This is a genomic window from Thalassovita gelatinovora (assembly GCF_001458355.1).
In the GTDB taxonomy this organism is placed as follows: domain Bacteria; phylum Pseudomonadota; class Alphaproteobacteria; order Rhodobacterales; family Rhodobacteraceae; genus Thalassobius; species Thalassobius gelatinovorus.
Window position 1 is genome coordinate 247,250 of record NZ_CYSA01000026.1, and the last position, 16,200, is coordinate 263,449.

The following is a 16,200-nucleotide window of genomic DNA, read 5'->3' on the forward strand; positions in this document are numbered from 1 at the left end:
GGTGGCCGGTCCGTTGGAAACATTTTTTGTTTGCGTTCAAAAATCGTTTGTCCCTGCGGCGAAGTTCTTTTTCGCGCAAAAAATGAGCAAAAAATAGTCAATATACGCATAAATTGGGCAGATATGGTTCGTCTCGGCATTCCCCCTCTTTCTTAAATCGGTTTTTTTGATGCAAAAATCATTTTTCTTTTGCGTCCAACAGAGAATCGATGTTTGTATGAGAAAATCGATTAACAGGGGGCAACCAGTGCTGACGCTAAGCCGAGTAAGCCGAAGATATGGCGAAACCACTGCTCTGGACGGGCTGGATTTCGTGGTTCCGGAAAATACCTACATGTCCCTTCTTGGGGCCTCTGGTTCAGGCAAGACGACGCTATTGCGTCTGATTGCAGGCTTCGAAGAACCGGATCAGGGTGAAATTTCAATCCATGGCGAACGCATTGACGGTCAACCGCCGCATCTGCGCGATATTGGTTTCGTGTTTCAGAATTTCGCGCTGTTTCCGCATCTGACGGTTGCTCAGAACGTGGCCTATGGCCTGCGGCACCGCGCGATTGCACCTGTCACCAACGAAAAAGAAATCACGGAACGGACCGAAGAGTCGCTTGCGTTGGTTGGGCTTTCGGGCTTCGGGCATCGCGCAATCAGTGCGATTTCCGGTGGTCAGCGCCAGCGTGTCGCGCTTGCCCGCACGATGATCTGTGAGCCGCGCGTTATTTTGCTCGACGAACCGCTCGGCGCGCTTGATGCGAACCTTCGCGCCCGGATGTGCGACGAATTGAAGGCCATCCGCGAACGGCTCAAGGTCAGCTTCCTGCACGTGACCGGTTCCGAAACCGAAGCGCTTACCATGGGGGATAAAGTGGCCGTGCTGTCGGGCGGGAAGATTGTCCAGTCGGATGCGCCCGACACATTGTTTTCAAGCCCCAGCAACGTCGACGCTGCGCGCCATCTCAACGCGTGGAACATTTTCGAAGCGGGACTTTGTGGTGCCGCGATGGGGCAGGGGACGATCGCCGTCCGCTTCGACCAGATCGATGTCAGTCCCAAGGGCAAAGCCCCGGATGGGCATCCTTGGCTGTCGGCGAAATACCTCACCGGAGAATTCAACGGTCCGACCGCGCTGTCGTTTTTCCGCGCCGATGACGGCACGCTTTTGCAAGTCATCGATCACCTGAGCCAGCCGCGCCTTCCCGACATGGTCGAAGGCCAAAGCTATGATCTTCACTTCGCGCCGGATGCCGCGCGTCAGTTCCACGGAGCCGCCTGATGACCGCCCTGTCGACGGACACCCCGACCCAATCCACCCATTCGCCCGCAGAATTGCGCGAAAAAAAGGATCGCCGCCGCGCCATCACCCTTTTGACGCCCGGTCTTCTGTGGATGTCCCTTTTCATGGTTCTGCCGATGTGCATGGTTATCTACGTGTCCTTCTGGACCCAGACCACCTTTGCCGTGGAATCAACGCTCACCACGGCAAGCTGGGAACGCTTCCTAAGCTCCTCGACCTATCTTTCCGCGATCGGTACCACGCTTCGGGTCTGGGCGATCGTGCTGGCCGCAACCGTGGTTGTCGGCTACCCTGTCGCGTTGTTCATCGGGCTGTTCGTCCGCAATAAAACGCTTCAGACCGCTTTGCTGGTTGCCTGTGTGATCCCGTTCTGGACGTCGTTCCTGATCCGCGTGATTGCATGGCGTCCGATGCTTGGCACCGAAGGGGCGATCAATGTGATCCTGATGAAGCTCGGGATCATATCGGAACCGCTGACCTTTCTTCTGTTTTCCGAATTTTCCGTCCTCGTCGGGATGACCCAGATCTACTGTGTCTTCATGGTCGGACCGATCACCTTTATGCTGGGGCGGATCGATCCCTCCGTGATCGAAGCCGCGCGCGATCTTGGGGCGTCTTTCGGCACGATTTTCCGCCGCATCATCCTGCCGCTGTCGCTTCCGGGCGTTATGGTCGGGTCGATCTTCGTTTCCGTCATGGTTCTGGGCGAATTGGCGACCGCCGCGTCGCTGTCGGGCCGCAAGGTCAACCTTCTGGGCAATATCATCGTCAGTCAGGTCGGGTCTCTGAAATGGGCCTTCGCCGCTGTCGCCGGTGTGGTGCTCACCATCATCATCACCGCCGTCATTGCGCTCGCCCTGCGTATCGTCGACCTGCGAAAGGAAATGTGAGCCATGGAATCCCGTATTCTGCGCCCGACCCTCGCCATCTACACCGCAGCCTTCCTGTTGTTTCTCTACGGACCGATGATCGTGCTTGCGATCCTGTCTTTCCAAAGTTCGGAAGGTGGGCCGCAATTCCCGATCCGCGACTGGTCGGTCTACTGGTATCAGCACCTTCTGGGATTGACCGAAACATCCCGCGTTTCGCAACTTCCGGTCGGGGATAGTCTGGTGCGCTCGATCGTGCTGGCTTTCATGACCACGGTGGTTTCCACGATCCTCGGGGTGATGAGCGCGGAAGCCTTCCGCACCAAGTTCAAAGGCTCCGGTCCCGCCTTCTATCTGATCATCCTCGGCATGATGGTGCCCGGTGTTCTGGTCGGTCTGGGGATGGCGCTGTTGTCCAATACCCTTGGTATCGGTCGCGTTTGGTGGGGCACATCCTTCGTGCTGCACGTTGTCTATACCTATCCCTTCGCCTTTCTTGTGATGCTTGCCATTTTCAACCGGTTCGACCGGTCGGTCGAAGAAGCCTCGCTGTCGCTTGGCGTCAGCCCGGCGCAGACGTTCCGCCGCGTGACCTTCCCGATCATCTTCCCGGGGGTGCTTTCGGCCATGCTGTTTTCCTTCACGCTCAGCTATGACGAATTCTCGCGCACGCTGTTCACCATCGGGTCGCAACTCACGCTGCCGTTGGCGATCTACGGCACGTTCTCGGTCGAAATTTATCCCAACATTTTCGCCTTCGGTGTGCTCACAACCCTCTTCAGCTTCACGCTTCTGGTCATCTACGGCCTGCTGATGAAGCGTTTCACCGCCAAGGCGTCCCGCTTCAAAGGCCAGGAGGAAAACTGATGATCGCTCTCGTCACCGGCGCGGGTTCCGGCATCGGAGCCGCCATCGCCGACCGTCTGGCTGCAGATGGCCACACGGTCGCCGTCAACGACCTCTCCATTGAGGCAGCCAAGACCACCGTCGCCAGAATCGCCGCAGCGGGCGGAACCGCCGGCGCCTATGCCGCCGATGTCAGCGACGAAGCCGCCGTGAACGCCATGATCGAAACGATCCTGGAAGATTTCGGTGCCCCCGAAATCCTCGTCAACAATGCGGGGTTCGGGCATCAGGCCCCGTTCGTGGATATTAGCCCGGACCAATTCGACCGGATGTTCGCGGTGCATGTGCGGGGCAACTATATCTGCACCCGCGCCACCCTGCCTGCCATGCTGGAAAAAGGCGAAGGCTACATCGTCAACGTCGCCTCTCAACTGGGTCAGGTCGGGGGGGTGGAACTTGTCCACTATTCCGGTGCCAAGGCCGCAATCATCGGGATGACGAAAGCGCTGGCGCGCGAAGTGTCGGACAAGGGTGTACGCGTCAACGCCGTCGCACCAGGTCCGATCAACACGCCGCTGGTCGAGGCCCTGTCGGAAGACTGGAAATCGGCCAAGCGCGCTGAACTTCCGCTCGGTCGATTTGGCAGCCCCGCAGAAGTGGCCGGTACGGTTTCGTTCCTGTGTTCTTCCGACGCCGCTCTTTTTGTCGGTCAGACGCTTGGGCCGAATTCCGGCGATGTCATGCTGTGACCCCTCAATTCCTTTCAGAAACGGAACCGCATCAAATGGACAAACGAACTGTTCTCATCACCGGCGCAGCCATCGGAATCGGTCGCGCAGCCGCGCTTTGCTTCGCCGCAAACGGCGATCATGTGATCGTGACCGATGTTCTTGAAGACAAGGGCCAGGCCGTTGTCGCCGAAATTGAAGCCGCCGGTGGCAGCGCCGAATTTCATGCGCTTGATGTGCGTTCGACCGAAGCCGCAGATGCTTTGGTTGCCGATCTGAATGACCGCTTCGGCGGCATCGACGTCATCGTCGCCAATGCGGGGATCGCGCTGCGTGTCCCGATGGCAGAAATGACCGATGAAAAATGGCACCAGACAATCGACGTGGACCTGTACGGGATGCTGCGCGTTATCCGCCCGGCACTGCCCGCGATGAAGCAAGGCGCGTCGATCATCTGCCTGTCGTCAATCATGGGCACTGCCTATGGCTGGGACGAACATGTGCATTACTCGACGGCGAAATCCGGCGTTGTCGGGCTGGTGCGGGGTCTGGCGGTCGAATATGCCGACAAAGGCATCCGCGTGAACGGCGTCGCACCCGGCTATATCCGCACCGCGCAATTGTTAAACCCGGGTCACAGCCTGGGGCCGGACGCGGCCGATATCGCGTCCCCCTATATCCCGATGCGCCGTCTCGGCGAACCCGGGGAAATCGCCAATGTCATCAAGTTTCTTGCATCCTCCGACGCTTCCTACCTCACCGGGCAGGTTGTGACGGTGGATGGGGGTCTGACCCCCGGCCGCTACTGAGGTCGCCAATCACAAGGGGCGACGAACGCCCCGAACTCTTCGATCACTGTCAACACGTCATCAATAGGGAAAGATATCATGACTTTGAAATCAAACCGCCGATCCTTTCTGAAATACGGTGCCGCCGCAGGGGCTGCTGCCGTTGGAGCTGGCCTGCATCCGTGGTCGCGCATGGCATATGCCGCCAATCTCGGTGATCAGGCGCTGCGCACCACCGGCCTGTCGACCACCGTTCAGGATCGTATCCTTGAAATGTTCATGGCTCAGTCCGGCGTTGGTTCCGTTTCCGGTACGCCTTCGACCTATCCGGATGCGCAGACCAAGATCCTGTCCGGGTCTGCCGATTACGACGTTTGGGAAATCATCGCCGAACGCCTGCCGGCATTGATTGCAACCAACAACGTGGAAACCATTCCGGCCTCGGCAATCCAGAACTGGGCGTCGATCCGTGACACCTTCACCAAGGTCGATCCCAAATGGGAACCGCGCGAACAAATCTCCGGTCAAATCTGGGCGGATGAAGCCCAAACCGAACTCTACATGGTGCCGGCCGTCTACAACTATGACTCCATCGGGTATAACCCCGAAGTCCTGTCGGCCGAGGAAGCCAATACTTGGACCGCGCTGTTCGATTCTAAATGGAAAGGCAAGTCGGGCCTCAATGTCGATCCGCTGATCGCCATTGGTCAGGCCATTCTGGCGATGAATTCGCTTGGCCTGATCGAAGCTAAGAACCCCGGCAACCCGACGATGGACGAAATCGACGAAGCCGCCAAGTTCCTGATCTCGAAGAAAAAAGAAGGTCAGTTCCGCGCGCTTTGGGGTGACTTCGGTGAATTGGTGAACCTGATGGCTTCGGGCGAAATGGTCGTCTGCGACGCATGGCAGCCTGCCGTTATGGCGGTGAAGGCACAGGGCAAACCTTCCAAATACGCAACGCCGAAAGAAGGTTATCGTGGCTGGGCGATCGGGCCGTCGATGCTCAAGGGTACGCCGAACCGCGAAGCGGTTATCGCCTATGCCGATTTCTGGCTGTCGGGCCAACCGGGTATCACCGTGACAGAACAGGGGTACTATTCGCCGTCCAAGAACATCAAAGACGTGATGGACCCCGACAAGTACGCCTTCTGGTACGAAGGTCAGCCGTGGAAAGGCGAAGCCGAACGCGGCATCAACCCCGGCGACTTGCGTGATGGCGGTTCGCTCGAGGAACGTGCCTCCAACGTGGCGTACTGGCACCAGTGGCCGGACGAATATGATCATCTGATCATGCGTTGGGATGAATTCCTGAACGCGTAATTTCCCCGTGAACGGGCGGCGTACGCCTCCCAGCGTCGCCCGTTCCATTTTCACCGATCTAACACGAGGGCTGCCCGCCATGCTCCATGATCTCGAGCTGATTTCCGTCGGCAAAACCTATCCAGATGGCACTGTCGCCGTCTCCGATTTCGATCTGCAAGTGGAGAAGGGCGAATTCGTGGCCTTTCTCGGTCCGTCCGGCTGCGGCAAATCCACCACCCTGCGGATGATCGCAGGGTTCGAGGACATCACCAATGGCGAAGTCTTGATGATGGGGCACAACATGACCCAGGTCCCGCCGGAAAAGCGGCCGACCTCGATGATTTTCCAGAATTACGCCCTGTTCCCACATATGAATGTGCGCGAAAACGTGGCCTTCGGGCTTGATGTCAAGGGTATGCCGAAAGCGGAACGCGATCGCAAGGTGGACCGCATCCTTGATATGTTTGACCTTGATCCTGTTGCCGACCGGAAGGCAGACAAGCTTTCGGGCGGGCAACGCCAACGGATCGCGTTGGCACGCGGACTCGTGGTTGAACCGGAAATCCTTCTGCTCGACGAACCCTTGGGGGCGCTTGATGCCAACCTGCGCCGGATCATCCAGAACGAATTGAAGCTGTTGCAGCGCGAACTGGGCATCACCTTCATCTTTGTGACCCATGCGCAATCCGAAGCTCTTGGCCTGTCCGACCGTGTCGTCGTGATGTCGAACGGCGTTGTCGAACAGATATCCCCGCCGCAGCAATTATACCGCCGCCCGGAAACCCCGTTCGTTGCTGATTTCATTGGGTCGAACACGTTGATCGAAGGTAAATCGGCCGGGGCCGGTGCGCCCGGTTTCGGGCGTCTCGACAGTCCGGTCGGTATGATCGAAGGGATTGGCCAAGGCAACGAAACGCTTGCCGTCATTCCCGCCGAAGCCTTCCGCATCGTACCGCAGAACACGGATGGGGAAATCATCCTCTCCGGTACGCTCACCGACCGTAAACTTGTCGGTGCCGTGGGCCATCTCAACGTGCGTCTTGCCGATAATCGCGAGATCGCCGTCGAAGTGAGTGCGGATCGTCCCGAAGTACAGGCGCTTACCTTCGGTGCGCCAGTCACGCTCGGCGTTGATCCAAGCTCCGTAACTCTCATTCACGCTTAACTATACAACAGGAGAACCCTCTCATGGCTAAAGAAATTCTCGTTGGTTTCGGTATCGATGTGGACGCTGTCGCTGGCTGGCTCGGCTCTTATGGCGGCGAAGACAGCCCGGACGACATTTCGCGCGGGATGTTCGCGGGCGAAGTCGGTTCGATGCGTCTTCTCGATCTGTTCGACAAGCTCGGGATCACCACCACTTGGTTCATTCCCGGCCATTCGGCCGAAACCTTTCCCGAACAGATGAAAGAGGTCGCCAAGCGGGGCCACGAAATCGGCATTCACGGCTACAGCCACGAGAACCCGATCGCGATGACCGCGGAACAGGAAGAAGCGGTGCTCGACAAGTGCATCGGTCTCATCTCCGAACTGTCTGGCAAACGCCCGACCGGCTATGTGGCACCGTGGTGGGAATTTTCCAACGTAACCAACGAAATGCTGCTGAAAAAGGGCATCAAGTACGACCATTCGCTGATGCATAACGACTTTTCGCCCTACCGTGTGCGCGTCGGCGATACTTGGACCAAGATCGACTATGCAGGCAAGCCCGAAGACTGGATGAAACCGCTCGAGCGGGGCGAAGAAACCGATCTGATCGAAATCCCCGCCAACTGGTATCTCGATGACCTGCCGCCGATGATGTTCATCAAGAAATCTCCGAATTCGCACGGGTTCGTCAATCCGCGCGACATTGAACAGATGTGGAAGGATCAATTCGACTGGGTCTATGAAAACATGGATTACGCGGTGTTCCCGATCACCATCCACCCCGATGTTTCGGGCCGTCCGCAGGTGCTTTTGATGCTTGAACGGCTGTTCAACCACATCAAGTCGCATGAAGGCGTAAAATTCGTCACCATGGACGAAATGGCTGACAACTACGACAAGAAGTTCCCGCGCGGCTGATCGCTGCGGGGTCTTATGCGGCCGGGGACTTCGCGTTCCCGTCCGCCCTTTGCTATGATGTGGAAAGGACCGAAGACATGTGTTCACTATGTGGAATCCTGGGATGCGATGACCATTGGACGAACGCCGTCGACCGTCCGGGGGTCTATACCCGCAACCGTGACAGCCAGTCGCGGCGCTCTGAAACGTTGCGCCGCCTGAATGCGGCGAATTCGGTTCTTTCCTATCGCCGGCTCAAGCTCGATCTCTGGCAGGGCCGGTCCTATGTCTTGTCCTCGCCCACCGGGGCGTCCAGCGTATTCGAAGCGCTGTCTCATCTTTGGCCCGAAGCCGAAACGCTTGCCGGGCGCGATTTCGACCCGCTTGACGAAAACCTTATCTCATGGATGGAGGAACACCGCTCATGACGCCTGTCATCTTGCTGACCGGGTTTCTCGGTTCGGGCAAAACAACTCTTCTGCAACGGCTCCTGACCGATCCGTCGATGCAAGGTGCGGCGGTGCTTATCAACGAATTCGGTGAAGTGGGGCTGGACCATCACTTGCTTGACCGGATCGACGACAACGTGGTGTTGCTAAAATCCGGCTGCATCTGCTGCACCGTTCGCGGCGAAGTCGCCGATGCACTGTCCAATCTCGACAGTATGCGCACACGCGGAGAGATCGATTTCGATCGTGTGGTGATCGAAACGACCGGGCTTGCCGACCCCTATCCCGTTTTGCAGACGCTCACCGCGCACCCGGTATTGCGGTCCCATTTCGTCAATGGTGGCGTGCTGACCACGGTGGACGCGGTTAATGCGGGCTTCCAGGTTGAACATCGTGCCGAAGCCGCGCGCCAGATCGCGGCGGCCGACCGCATCGTGCTTACGAAAACCGATCTGGCCGATCAGGCCGATGTCGCGCAACTCAAGCGACGCCTGTCGAAAATCAATCCGGGCGCAAAGATATTTACAACCCATGATCCGGTCGGAAGTCTTGTCGCAGGGTTCGGCGCGGGGGATCATGTCGTGCCCCCGGCGGCCGCACCGCAGCAGCACGATCACGTTTGCGATGCGCATTGCGAACACGATCATCACCACGTCCACCATCACCACGATGACCAGCTTGGAGTCATAAGTTTTTCCTTGATCATCGATACCGAGATCGATTGGACTATGTTCGGAACCTGGCTTACACTCCTGCTAAATCGATATGGGGACAGGATTTTCAGAGTGAAAGGCATTTTGGCGCTCAAGGGTGAAGACAGGCCCATTGCGATACACGGTGTTCAACATCTCGTGCATGCGCCGACTCATATGGAAAACTGGCCCGAGGGGCCGCGACAGTCGCGGCTCGTGTTCATTCTCGAAGGATTGTCCCCCGATCTTATCAAGCGTTCGTTTGCAGCCTTTACCGGGTTGGAAAAGGTGAGGACCGCGGCGTGAGTGAACCACTTCGAATTCTGACGACCGAAATTCAACCATGGCGGTTACTTAAGGCACAAGCCGAATCCGATCTGGGTTTCGAATTGGAATTCATCGAAAAGGACTTCATCAGCGCACAGCGCACCGCAGCCGTCGATCCGGGAAGCTATGATGTCTATGATCAGTGTTTCCACAATCTCGATATTGTTTGGTACTGGCGCGCCATTCAGGCCATCGATACGCGCCGGATCACCCATTGGGACGATCTTGACGATCTGACCCGCACCGCCGGCGCGTCCGCGCAGCGCGGGCTTGGCGACGTGCCCGCATCGCGGCTTTTCGTTCAGCACGACGCGACGCTGTCGGACAGCCCGACCGGTTCGATTTCCATGCTGCCGACTTTTTACAACTTTGACAGTTTCGCCGTCGAAGCCTCGCAGATCGACGTCGACAAGGAAATCACCAGCTGGGCCGAGCTTCTCAATCCGAAATGGGCGGGGCAGGTGGCGCTGGTGGATGAACCCGCAATCGGTCTTTTCGATCTGGCGATGGCGCTTTCGGCTGCGGGGCAAATGGAATTCGAAAACATGGGCAACATGTCTGTCCGGGAAATCGACACTCTGGTTGATCATGCACAACGGTTGATTCATTCGGGACATCTAAGCCCATTCTGGCTTCGGGCCGACGAACCGGTGGAACGGTTCCTGAATGGCGAATTGAAACTCGCCTCGATCTGGTCCCCCACCATCGTTGAAATGAAACGCCAAGGCATGAGTATACGACAGGCGCGGCCGGTAGAAGGCTATCGCGCTTGGCACGGCGGTATGTGCCTGTCGCGCAATCTCGACGGTAGAATGCTCGATAAATCCTATGAATGGCTGAACTGGTATCTCGACGGGCACGCGGGCGCGGTCGTTGCCCGTCAGGGCTATTACATGTCGGTCCCCGACAGGGTGAAAGCGCGTCTGCCCAAGGCGGATTGGGATTACTGGTACGAAGGATTGCCCGCATCACAAAACCTGTGTGACGCGGCGGGCCGACCGACGATCCAGACCGGAGAGATCCGTTCAGGAGGATCGCGTCAGGACCGGGCGCGCCATATCGCGATCTGGAATTCGACGATGGATGAACACAACTACGTCGTGCGGCGTTGGAACGAACTGGTCGCCCTGGCGGCGTCCAAAAGCCGCCCCCAACGACGCGTGAGCTAAGGGAAATACCTGAAATGAAGAATGTGACCTTGATTGCCACAGGCGGCACAATTGCGTCTTCCGAAGACAAAGACGGCCGGGCGGTCAACGCAGGGCTGACGGGTGAAACGCTGCTGAACAGTCTGCATTCGCCGCTCGACGGGATCGCCGTGACCGTTGAAAATTTCGAAGCAGCGGGCAGTTATGCGCTGGATCTGGAAACGATCCATCGGCTGTGCCGCCGGATCGACAACGTGTTGGCCGATGATACCGTCGACGGGGTGGTCATCACCCACGGGACCGACACGATGGAAGAAAGCGCCTTTCTTGCTTGGTTGTTGGTACAATCGGACAAGCCCGTCGTTTTTACCGGCGCCCAGCGTCACGCGGGTCAACCGGATACGGACGGCCCGCGCAATATCCATGATTCAATCTGTGCCGCTGCAAGCCCGGACCTGACCGGCGTCGGCGCGGTCATCCTGTTTGAAGGCGATATCCACGGCGCGCGCTATGTGACCAAGGCGCATACTGCGCGTGTCGACACGTTCCGTTCGGTTGGACAAGGCAAGCTGGGCGAAGTGGATCATGGTACGGTACATCTTTATACCCACCCGGCGCCGCAGCGGGTGGCATTGGACACACCCGCGCTTGATCCAGATGTAGAACTGATCGCCCTGGGATTGGGCACCACGCCGCGCCTTATGACGCTGGCGGCAGAGGCGGGGGCCTCGGGGATCGTCTTGTCTGCCTTCGGGCGGGGCAATGCCCCCAAAGGCTTTGCCGATGCAACTGCGCGACTGGTTGCGCGCGGCGTGCCGGTCATCGTCGCCTCCCGCTGCCAAGAGGGACGTACCCGCGCCGTTTATGGCAAGGATAGCGGCGGGGTGACGCTGGTGGAAAACGGCGCATTGCTGGCGGGCGACCTGTCTGCGGTGAAGGCGCGGCTGCTTCTGTGCGCGCTTGTTGGCAACAAACTGTCGCAGGACGATCTTGCCAAGGCTTTTGCGCAGTATTCATAAGGTTCCAGATACCGGCAGGCATCTGCAAGGATTGGATGGCGGCGCTGCTCGCTTTGCCCCAATCAAACATGGGCCGTTCGACCGGGCCTGGATCGCCACGTGATATTTTACCGTGCGGCCCTTCGGACTGCATCCCTCTTTTTCGGGTGAAAATGGCTTGAACCCGTGGCGCATCATTGGCAGCGTGTGCCGGTTGGCGTTCTGCTTGGGGAATGTCGGACATAGCGAGGACCCGAATGCCCGTATTATTCGTCTTTCTGGATGGTCAGCAATGACCGCCGGTCCGGCCCGTCCGTGGCTGGTGTTGGCCGGATTGGCACTTGGCGTGACCGTGACAAACGGGTTTGCGCGGTTTGCCTATGGCCTGATGTTGCCGGCGATGAAATCTGAAATGGGGTGGAATTTTGCGCAGGCCGGGTGGCTGAACACCGCCAACGCGCTTGGCTATATCGCCGGGGCGGTCCTGACCATGCTGCTGATCCGGCGTATTTCGCCCTCCCGCCTGTTTGCCTTTGGCCTGATCACCACCACCTTGGCGCTGCTGGCGACCGGGCTGAACGCCGCGCTGTGGTGGCAAACGCTTTGGCGCATTCTGGCGGGCATCTTCGGCGCGATGTCCTTTTCCACCGCCGGGGCGCTGACTGCCGGGTTGTTTCGTGACGATCCGCGCCGCAACGCATTGGCAATCGCGATCCTGTTCGGGTCCGGCGGCGGTCTGGGGATCGTGCTGTCCGGGGCCGGGTTGCCGTTGATGCTGGACGCCTACGGCCCCGGCGCATGGCCGATGGGGTGGATCGCCATCGGGATCGTCAGCCTGTCTTTCCTGCCTTTGGGGCTTTGGGCCGCGCTGCAATTGCGCCCTCCGGCGCAATCCCAAGCGGCGGCAACGCCGTTGCCGCTGCGCCGGATGCTGCCGGAAATTGCGGGCTATGCCGGGTTCGGGCTGGGCTATATCGTTTACCTGACTTTCCTGTCGGCATGGATGACCGAACAGGCGGCCGGGGCCGGGTTCATTGCGCTGGTCTGGGTCATTCTGGGGCTGTGCATCTGCCTTTCCCCACTGGTCTGGCGGCCGGTTCTGGCACGCTATGCGTCAGGTGTACCACTGGCGCTGATCCTGACCGGCATCGCCATCGGCTCGGCCTTGCCGGTGGTGTTGCCTAATGGGGCTGCGCTGTTGCTTTCGGCGGTGGTGTTCGGGCTTTCGGTGTTCATGGCACCGGGGGCCGTGACCAACTTTGCCCGTCAAAACCTTCCTCCCGAAAGCTGGGCACGCGCGATCAGCCTGTTCACGGTGGTGTTTGCCGTGGCGCAGACGCTCGGGCCCTATGGGGCCGGGTTGGTTGGGGATCGGTTTGACAATATCGGCGTCAGCCTCGTGGCCGCCGCCGGTTTGTTGCTGGTCGGCGCGGTCATTGCGGTGCTGCAAAAACCGCTGTGACGGCAAGCGCGGATCAGTCGGCGGCAGACAGCACGATAGGCGTGCCATGCGGCGTCGCCCGCGCCGCGGCCTGCCAGCGCTCAGTGAGGGCCTGAACCTCTTCGGGGCTGGCAATCCCGCCCGTTTCCAGAATGTCGATCAGGGCTTCGGACCAGACTTGCCAATAGGACTCTGCTCCCACCTGTTGAACCCGGGGGCCAAACACCGATGCCCATTGCGCCCAAGTGAAATGACCCGCCTCGTTCAGCGCGACGGTGAAGGCGAACACTTGCGCTTGCCACGGTTCTTCGAAAGGGGCGTCAGGCGTGTTCAAGATACGGCTCCCAGGCTTCTATGGTCACGGTAAGTGTCGGGTCCGCGTCTGCGCCGAACAGGTCCACGGCGTCAAAGCGTATGGTGTAAAGCGGACAGGGATGTTCCCCCGCGAAATGCGCATTGCTGTCAGGGAAGACATGACACCCATGGCTGGCCGTGATCGTCCCGCACTGGCCGCGCGCATAGCCGGGCAGGCGGGTGTGACCTGCGGGTTGATGGTTTCGGGTCCGAACCCGGTCACCGATGGCAAAGACCGGGGCGGGGCCGGGGCGTTCGGCGGGGCCACCCTTGGCAAGAATATCTGCAACAGATGCCGCCGGCATGCGGCGGTCGGCGCGCTGCCCCGGGGTTTGCGCATGGCCTGTGCTCAACTCGTCCCGGCTGATTTCGCCCGCCTCTTCCAGCAGGTTTTCAAGCGACCGGAGCCAGATTTCATAGTAGCTGGCATTGTAATAGATCGCCGGGGCAAGGCTTTCGCGCGCATGGCGGGACGCATCGATATTCCAGTATCCCAGCGCCGCACTGGCCAGCGTGATCCCGAGAACCCGCTTTTCCCATTCCGCATGGAACAGGATGCGTTCATCCTCCGGGTGGACCGGGCCAAAGCCGTGCCGCCCGCCGATATCCTGCGGGCCGTTCATGGCGTTTCCGGGCGGCTGGGCTGTCCGCAACCGATCATGCTGTCACGGGTCACCAGCGCGGCAAGCGCATCGGCGTCCATCCCGTCGGTGCCTTGCGGGCGCTCGGGGATGACGAGATAGCGAATTTCAGCCGTCGAATCCCAAACGTGAATGCGGGTCGTCTGCGGCAGGTCCACCCCGAATTCCGCAAGCACGGCGCGCGGTTCTCGAACGGCTCGAGATCGGTAAGCCGGGGTCTTGTACCACGTAGGGGGCAGGCCCAGAACAGGCCATGGATAGCAAGAACACAGTGTGCAGACGACCATGTTATGCTGATCCGGCGTATTGAAAACGGCCTTCATATGTTCGCCTTGCCGACCGACGAACCCCATCGAAGCGATGGCTTCGGTCGCGTCCTGCCGCAGCCATTGTGCGAAGTCCGGGTCGCTCCACGCGCGGGCGACGACGGCGGCCCCGTTGCGGGGACCGACCTTGTGTTCATAGGTTTCGATGATGGCATCGACGGCGGCAGGGTCCACCAGCCCCTTCTCGACAAGGATCGTTTCAAGCGCACGCACCCTGGCCGTCATTTCGTCCAGTTCATTGTCGTGGTGCGGGGCGTCATGCATCTGCAATATCCTGATCAACAACATTGGGCGTCGGTTTCCCAAGACCGACGCGAAGTTCTTGACTTCAATATGTCAACACAACCCAATCGGCGCAACGCAATAAGCGGTGCCTTGGGGCTGTGCCTGTTACAGCAGCTTGCCGATTTCCGAAGCGGTCAGCACCTTGCCGGCCGAAACCAGCTTTTCATCGATCACCAAACCCGGCGTCGACATCACACCGTAACCGGCGATCTGGGTGAAATCCGTCACCTTGACGATTTCGGCCTGTTTGCCAGCGGCTTCGGCAGCGGCCTTGGCGTTCTCGCCCAAGGCAACGCATTTCTTGCAGCCCGATCCGAGTATCTTGATGATCATGGTCGTGTTCCTTTCAGATGAACCAGTCAGTGATGGCGTTGAACAAAACGCCGATGCCCAGAATGCCGCCGGTGACGACGGTCAGGAAAAGCACCAGAAGCGGCATGTTGACCACGCGTTTGAGCATGATGATCGACGGCAACGACAGCGCGGTAACCGCCATCATGAAGGCCAGAACCGTGCCAAGCCCCACCCCTTTACCAACCAGCGCCTCGGCGATGGGCAGGGTTCCAAAGATATCGGCATACATCGGAATGCCCACCAGGGTTGCCACCGGAACAGACCACCATTTGTCCTGTCCCAGAAGTGCCGTGATGATGTTGGCAGGCACCCAGTTGTGGATCAGGGCACCAATACCGACCCCGATCAGGACATAGGGCCAAACCCGGTGGACGATTTCGGCCACCTGATCACGGGCAAAGCCAAGTCGCTCTGCCCGCGTCATGGCGTGGTCCGTGTCTTGCACCGGGGCGCTGTGCACGAAATCGGCAACCTGATCTTCCATTCCGGCGCGCCCGATCAACGTGCCGCCGACGACCGCCACCACCAACCCGACCACCACATAGGCCAGCGCGATCGGCCAGTTGAAGATCGACGCCAGCAGGATCACCGAAGCCAGATCCACCAGCGGCGATGAAATCAGGAAGGAAAAGGTGATCGCAAGCGGTAGCCCCGCCGCCGTGAAACCGATGAAGATCGGGATGGATGAGCAGGAACAAAACGGCGTGATGGTGCCCAGAAGGGCCGCCAGCGTGTTCGCCCATATCCCCGAACGTCCCCCCAGGATGCGGCGGGTCCGTTCAGGCGGAAAGAAACTTTGAACATAGGAAACGGCAAAGATCAGCACCGACAACAGAATGAAAATCTTGATCACGTCATAGACGAAGAACTGAACCGATCCGCCAATTCGTGACGTCGGATCAAGCCCGGTGGCCGAAATCCCGGCCGTCACCAAATCCGATAGCCATTGCATTCTGAGCAGCTGATCGTTCAGCCAGCCAAAAATATTCATGCCGTGATCTCCGCAGGCAGACAGGGTGGGAAAGCGCATAGGCCTTCCAATTCACACCTTTCTGCACTCCGGCAATAGATCCTGCCGTTGATCTGGATCAGCAAGGTGCGTGTTTTTTCGCGCCAGTCCCCGATCCTGCCGCAACACTGTGGCGGCGGACGGCGAGGGGGGCGCGAATGCACGGCGTCCCGGATCGGTAAAGGGCAGGTTGAGCTATATCAAGGATTAACGTTTTAAAATGTAGGCTATTGTTAAAGATGCGTTTGGAAGTCCCCGTTTAACCTCAATGTTTCAGTGAAAGGCAGGCGTATGACGATGATTTCG

At 59.0% G+C, this 16,200-nt stretch carries 18 protein-coding genes; 13 read left to right on the forward strand and 5 right to left on the reverse strand.

Going from position 1 to position 16,200, the window contains the following annotated elements; all coding sequences use genetic code 11:
- The first annotated feature begins 247 nt into the window (after positions 1-247).
- From TG4357_RS15100 to TG4357_RS15160, 13 genes are all read left to right on the forward strand, one after another.
- Positions 248-1,270, forward strand: coding sequence for an ABC transporter ATP-binding protein (locus TG4357_RS15100; RefSeq protein ID WP_074646713.1), 1,023 nt, complete (start codon positions 248-250; stop codon positions 1,268-1,270).
- Positions 1,270-2,181, forward strand: a complete 912-nt coding sequence (locus TG4357_RS15105) for an ABC transporter permease (RefSeq protein ID WP_058263734.1) — start codon at positions 1,270-1,272, stop codon at positions 2,179-2,181. Before TG4357_RS15100 ends, TG4357_RS15105 begins: the two co-directional genes overlap by 1 nt.
- 3 nt (positions 2,182-2,184) lie before the next feature.
- Positions 2,185-3,027, forward strand: a complete 843-nt coding sequence (locus tag TG4357_RS15110; RefSeq protein ID WP_058263735.1) for an ABC transporter permease — start codon at positions 2,185-2,187, stop codon at positions 3,025-3,027.
- Positions 3,027-3,755, forward strand: a complete 729-nt coding sequence (locus TG4357_RS15115) for an SDR family NAD(P)-dependent oxidoreductase (protein ID WP_058263736.1) — start codon at positions 3,027-3,029, stop codon at positions 3,753-3,755. Before TG4357_RS15110 ends, TG4357_RS15115 begins: the two co-directional genes overlap by 1 nt.
- A gap of 35 nt (positions 3,756-3,790) precedes the next feature.
- Positions 3,791-4,543 (forward strand): SDR family NAD(P)-dependent oxidoreductase, encoded by a 753-nt coding sequence (locus tag TG4357_RS15120; RefSeq protein ID WP_058263737.1) that lies wholly within the window; start codon positions 3,791-3,793, stop codon positions 4,541-4,543.
- A 78-nt stretch (positions 4,544-4,621) separates the two neighbouring features.
- On the forward strand, positions 4,622-5,842 hold the full coding sequence (locus tag TG4357_RS15125; RefSeq protein WP_058263738.1) for an ABC transporter substrate-binding protein: 1,221 nt from the start codon (positions 4,622-4,624) through the stop codon (positions 5,840-5,842).
- A 79-nt stretch (positions 5,843-5,921) separates the two neighbouring features.
- Positions 5,922-6,989 carry an ABC transporter ATP-binding protein gene (locus TG4357_RS15130; protein WP_058263739.1) on the forward strand — a complete coding sequence of 356 codons (1,068 nt, stop codon included), beginning with the start codon at positions 5,922-5,924 and terminating at the stop codon, positions 6,987-6,989.
- 23 nt (positions 6,990-7,012) lie between these two features.
- Positions 7,013-7,891, forward strand: coding sequence for a polysaccharide deacetylase family protein (locus TG4357_RS15135; RefSeq protein WP_058263740.1), 879 nt, complete (start codon positions 7,013-7,015; stop codon positions 7,889-7,891).
- A 77-nt stretch (positions 7,892-7,968) separates the two neighbouring features.
- Positions 7,969-8,298 carry a hypothetical protein gene (locus tag TG4357_RS15140; protein WP_058263741.1) on the forward strand — a complete coding sequence of 110 codons (330 nt, stop codon included), beginning with the start codon at positions 7,969-7,971 and terminating at the stop codon, positions 8,296-8,298.
- Complete coding sequence (locus tag TG4357_RS15145) at positions 8,295-9,317, forward strand: CobW family GTP-binding protein (RefSeq protein WP_139193559.1); 1,023 nt, start codon at positions 8,295-8,297, stop codon at positions 9,315-9,317. Before TG4357_RS15140 ends, TG4357_RS15145 begins: the two co-directional genes overlap by 4 nt.
- Positions 9,314-10,507: an ABC transporter substrate-binding protein gene (locus TG4357_RS15150; RefSeq protein ID WP_058263743.1), complete on the forward strand. Its 1,194-nt coding sequence runs from the start codon at positions 9,314-9,316 to the stop codon at positions 10,505-10,507. Before TG4357_RS15145 ends, TG4357_RS15150 begins: the two co-directional genes overlap by 4 nt.
- Before the next feature lie 14 nt (positions 10,508-10,521).
- Positions 10,522-11,505 (forward strand): asparaginase, encoded by a 984-nt coding sequence (locus tag TG4357_RS15155; RefSeq protein ID WP_058263744.1) that lies wholly within the window; start codon positions 10,522-10,524, stop codon positions 11,503-11,505.
- A gap of 271 nt (positions 11,506-11,776) precedes the next feature.
- A complete protein-coding gene (locus tag TG4357_RS15160) occupies positions 11,777-12,946 on the forward strand; it encodes a YbfB/YjiJ family MFS transporter (protein ID WP_074646711.1) in 1,170 nt (389 codons plus the stop codon).
- 13 nt (positions 12,947-12,959) lie between these two features.
- Here the strand turns inward: TG4357_RS15160 and TG4357_RS15165 are convergent, their stop codons facing one another.
- The 5 genes from TG4357_RS15165 to TG4357_RS15185 all read right to left on the reverse strand — a co-directional run bounded on the left by TG4357_RS15165 (position 12,960) and on the right by TG4357_RS15185 (position 15,876).
- Positions 12,960-13,259, reverse strand: a complete 300-nt coding sequence (locus TG4357_RS15165) for a nitrile hydratase accessory protein (RefSeq protein WP_199484664.1) — start codon at positions 13,257-13,259, stop codon at positions 12,960-12,962.
- Positions 13,246-13,902, reverse strand: coding sequence for a nitrile hydratase subunit beta (nthB, locus tag TG4357_RS15170; RefSeq protein WP_058263746.1), 657 nt, complete (start codon positions 13,900-13,902; stop codon positions 13,246-13,248). Before nthB ends, TG4357_RS15165 begins: the two co-directional genes overlap by 14 nt.
- Positions 13,899-14,510, reverse strand: a complete 612-nt coding sequence (nthA, locus tag TG4357_RS15175; RefSeq protein ID WP_058263940.1) for a nitrile hydratase subunit alpha — start codon at positions 14,508-14,510, stop codon at positions 13,899-13,901. The genes nthB and nthA overlap by 4 nt, the downstream gene beginning before the upstream one ends.
- 126 nt (positions 14,511-14,636) lie before the next feature.
- Entirely contained in the window at positions 14,637-14,864 is a 228-nt protein-coding gene (locus TG4357_RS15180; RefSeq protein WP_058263747.1) for a thioredoxin family protein, read from the reverse strand.
- A gap of 13 nt (positions 14,865-14,877) precedes the next feature.
- Complete coding sequence (locus tag TG4357_RS15185) at positions 14,878-15,876, reverse strand: permease (protein WP_058263748.1); 999 nt, start codon at positions 15,874-15,876, stop codon at positions 14,878-14,880.
- Between the last annotated feature and the right edge of the window lie 324 nt (positions 15,877-16,200).